The sequence below is a fragment of the Bartonella sp. AP65SXKL genome, assembly GCF_042195725.1.
In the GTDB taxonomy this organism is placed as follows: Bacteria; Pseudomonadota; Alphaproteobacteria; order Rhizobiales; family Rhizobiaceae; genus Bartonella.
In genome coordinates, this window is the sequence record NZ_JBHIOW010000042.1 from 1 (window position 1) to 3218 (window position 3218).

The following is a 3218-nucleotide window of genomic DNA, read 5'->3' on the forward strand; positions in this document are numbered from 1 at the left end:
TACAATGATGTGTTCTTTTAAGAATGCGCAAGGTATCACACGTGCCTTGCGCGGGGTTTGGCATGGGCGTTATGGAAGCCAACCAATCAAAAATACTTTAGTCAATTTTACCTTTGCTACGCGTGCTTATAGCCAAGCCTTTGAGGTCCTTATGAGGCAAGCCCCGCATAACGCATATTTTAACAATCTTCTCTATCTTCTAGGGCAAATAACATGAGACAGGATAATAAAAATATTTTAGAGAATAATACGCCTTTAAATAATTAAGACTTGTTTAGAAGCCATTCCTTATGAAATCGCATTGCAACAAAATGGTTGGGGGGAATTAAAACTACTTGAGTATACTCTTTTACCTGTCGAGTCTTTTCATGCTGCGCAAATGCCTTTAACTTTAAGTCGCTATGTTTATGACGTTGCTGACCGTCAACAAGCGCCTCTCGATTTTGTGGCTGTCGCTGCTTTGTGTGGCTTGGCTGCTCTCATCGGCAATGGCGTGCGGATTGCTCCAAAACAACATGATGATTGGAAGATTGTCCCTAATCTCTGGGGCGCTCTTATTGGTCAACCTTCAACCATGAAAACACCTACCATGCAAGCCGCTTTAACTCCCATCACTTGCCTTCAAAAGAAATGGTATAAAGACTGGCTAAAGCAGAAAGAGAGACAAGAAATTGAAGAGATACTTGAAACTTTAGACAAATCCGAAAAGAAAAAACAAGCCCATAAAGCAATAAAAAAGGAGATCTTGAAACAGCCCGTGCTCTTTTGTCTGAAACCCTCTCTAAAGACAATGCGCATGATGATGATGTCTCTCGTTTTATTGTCAATGATGTGACCGTTGAAAAGCTTGGGGAACTTTTAAAAGCCCCCCCGTGGTCTCTTGATGGTGCGTGATGAATTATCCGGTTTCTTAACAGATATGGAACGGAAGGAATATCAATCAGACCGCGCCTTTTATCTCACAGCTTTTAATGGCGATGATCAATTTACTTATGACCGTATAGAGCGTGGAACCATTTTTATTCCCAATGCAACCGTTTCTATTATAGGGGGCATTCAACCCTCTCGCATTCTCCCCTTTATACGCAATGTTTTATATGGCAAAGGCAATGATGGTTTCTTACAACGCTTTCAAATGCTTGTCTTTCCCGATGAGACAAAAGATTGGAAATGGGTTGATAGACCTCCCAATCAAGAGGCATGGGAAACTTATGAAGGGGCATTTCGTTCTCTTTATGATAAACCCCTTGGTTCACCAGAATATCCGCTTGTGATGCGTTTTTCTGCTGAAGCTCAAGAGATCTTTCGTGAATGGATGCAAAAGATTTTTAAAGAAGCCAAAGAGAATAACCTTTCTGAAAGCTTACAAGCGCATCTTTTGAAAATGCCTAAGACCATAGTAAGTCTTGCATTGATTTTTGAATTAACCGAAGGGGGGCGTTTTGAAATCAATAAAGGTGCCCTTCAAACAGCCTTGCGATGGGAAAAATATCTGTTAAGTCATGCCAAACGTCTTTATGCGGCGGGGGATACATTTACAGCAGAGCGTGCAAAATTAATTGTTGAACGCTGTGATCATTTACCCGATATTTTTACAGCAAGGGATGTTTATAAACGTGATTGGAAATGTTTAACAGACAATCAAACCGTTAAGCAAGCTTTAGAGCTTTTATGTCGTTGTAACTATATTCGTGAAATCTCTGGAGAGAATAACTCCCAAGGCGGTCGACCTACCATACGTTATGAATGGCACCCTTTAGTGAAAAGTCATAAGACATCACACTGAGGCAATTTGGAAATCTTATAAAACATTAAACAATATAACAGTGAACCTTTAAAGCACTTCCCATCATTAGTTTTTGGGGGGGTATGGGGGTTTTGGGGGGTCTTTTTACCCCCCCTTATATATATTTTTTAGTCAAAAATAAAAGTTATTATATTTCAATAAGTTAATCTTTCAAATAAACAACCTATATTAAACATAACACATAAATACAATTTTTAATATATATCTAAGAGGGTTTTGTAGGTGTTTTGGGGGTTTTAAAAACAGACAAAACCTATCAAAATACTCATTCTGATATTTTAAAGAACGTAGTACATTTATCTTGATGAATACGTGAAATGAATAGCAAATTTCACTACTTTGCTGATCTTATTCCATGTCATGGGCTGTTGATAAGCAGCCTTAAAGACCCATTTTGAAAAAAATATCGGCTTTTTTTAGCAGTTTTTTTCCCTTTTTTATCGTTATTTGCTTTAAGTGCATTTAATTGAATTCGTTTTGATTCTTTTAATGAATATTAATCATCTCATAAGGCAAGGGATTTTTATTACAATATGCTTCAATCTATTAAGTCTGATAATGAACAATTCACTTTACGCTCCCTTTTACAATCCTATCGTGAACAGGCAACATCAAATGCTCTACGGGGGAAAGTGTTTGAAGATTTTGTGACAAAATATCTTATGTATGACCCTCTCCACTATGGGCGATATGAAAAAGTTGAGAGCTATTATGAATGGGCTGAAGAGCGTGAAGGTTGGAATAAAAATGATATCGGCATTGATCTGGTGGCAAAGCTTCGTCATCAAGAGGGATATGTGGCTATTCAATGTAAGTTTTATAAAGCTGACCATCAGATCAGTAAAAAAGATATTGATAGCTTTATCGCTGCCTCTGGAAAAGACATCTTTAAATATCGACTTCTCGTTGACAGCACAGAAGTGGAATTAAGTGACAATGTGAATGCCATGATTAAAGGACAAGCGATACCCGTTTATCGTATTGACCTTCGTCATATGGAAAACAGTCGTATAGACTGGCAAATATTTGCAACGAAAAAAGAAGTTGTTCTGAAATCAACAAAAGAGCCTCGTCCCCATCAAGAAGAAGCCATCAAGAAAGTCTGTGAAGGGTTAAAAGAAGCAGATCGTGGCAAGCTGATTATGGCATGTGGAACGGGGAAGACTTTCACCAGTTTGAAGATAGCAGAAACCCTTGCTGGGAAAGGCAAGCGTGTTTTGTTTCTGGTACCTTCTCTGGCTTTAGTCTCGCAAACAATCCGTGAATGGACAGCCGATGCACAAGTCCCGTTGCGTTCCTTTGCCGTGTGTTCTGATACGAAAGTAGGCAAGCGCCGTAAAAATCAAGATGATATTGTTGGCATGGAAACATCAGATCTTGTTCTCCCTGCTACCACGGATGCTCAAGCCCT

The 3218-nt window shown here is 38.9% G+C and carries 1 protein-coding gene and 2 pseudogenes; all 3 read left to right on the forward strand.

The genetic code is table 11. The features are described from left to right. Window positions 1-217: pseudogene (locus ACFIMP_RS09400) on the forward strand (hypothetical protein); the annotation flags it as partial. Between the two features lie 162 nt (window positions 218-379). Beyond that, window positions 380-1786 (forward strand): annotated as a pseudogene (locus tag ACFIMP_RS09405) (DUF3987 domain-containing protein). 554 nt (window positions 1787-2340) lie between these two features. Continuing rightward, a partial coding sequence (locus tag ACFIMP_RS09410; protein ID WP_375686314.1) for a restriction endonuclease occupies window positions 2341-3218 on the forward strand: 878 nt, incomplete at its 3' end.